Here is a 787-nt window from a genome sequence, read left to right on the forward strand (position 1 = left end):
GCCGCGCCGCCGATCACGATGTTGTAGCCGCTGTCCACGCAGACCACGCCGATGTCCTTGCAGGTGGCCTCGGCACAATTGCGGGGGCAGCCGGACACGCCCAGCTTCAGCTTGTGCGGCGTCCAGGACCCCCACATCAGCTTTTCCAGCTTGATGCCAAGGCCCGTCGAATCCTGCGTGCCGACGCGGCAGAATTCCTGGCCGACGCAGGTCTTCACCGTGCGCAGGCCCTTGGAATAGGCGGCGCCCGACACCATGCCGGCGGCGTTCAGGTCGGCCCACATATGCGGCAGGTCTTCCTTCCTGACGCCCAGCAGGTCGATCCGCTGGCCGCCCGTGACCTTGACCATGGGCACGCCGTATTTTTCGGCCGCGTCGGCAATCGCGCGCAACTCGGCAGGCGTGGTGACGCCGCCCCACATGCGCGGGACCACCGAATAGGTGCCGTCCTTCTGGATATTGGCGTGGTTGCGTTCGTTGACGAAGCGCGACTGCCGGTCGTCGCGGTATTCCAGCGGATATTCCGCCAGCAGATAGTAGTTCAGCGCGGGTCGGCAGGAATGGCAGCCGCCCACGGTCTTCCAGCCAAGCTCCTGCATCACGGCGGGGATCGACTTCAACCCCATTGCCCGGATCAGACGGCGCAGGTCCTCGTGGCTGTGGTCGGTGCATCTGCACATGCCCATGGGGGCGTCCTGCACCGCGTCGCCCAGGGCCAAGGCCATGACCTGCTGGACCAGCCCGGTGCAGGTCCCGCAGGAGGCGCTGGCCTTGGTGCAGGCCCGCA

At 66.7% G+C, this 787-nt stretch carries 1 protein-coding gene; it reads right to left on the bottom strand.

All coding sequences use genetic code 11. The features are described from left to right. A partial coding sequence (locus tag CK944_RS22350) for a (2Fe-2S)-binding protein (RefSeq protein WP_146038778.1) occupies nucleotides 1-787 on the bottom strand: 787 nt, incomplete at both ends.

The organism is Paracoccus sp. SY, assembly GCF_002901215.1.
In the GTDB taxonomy this organism is placed as follows: domain Bacteria; phylum Pseudomonadota; class Alphaproteobacteria; order Rhodobacterales; family Rhodobacteraceae; genus Paracoccus; species Paracoccus acridae.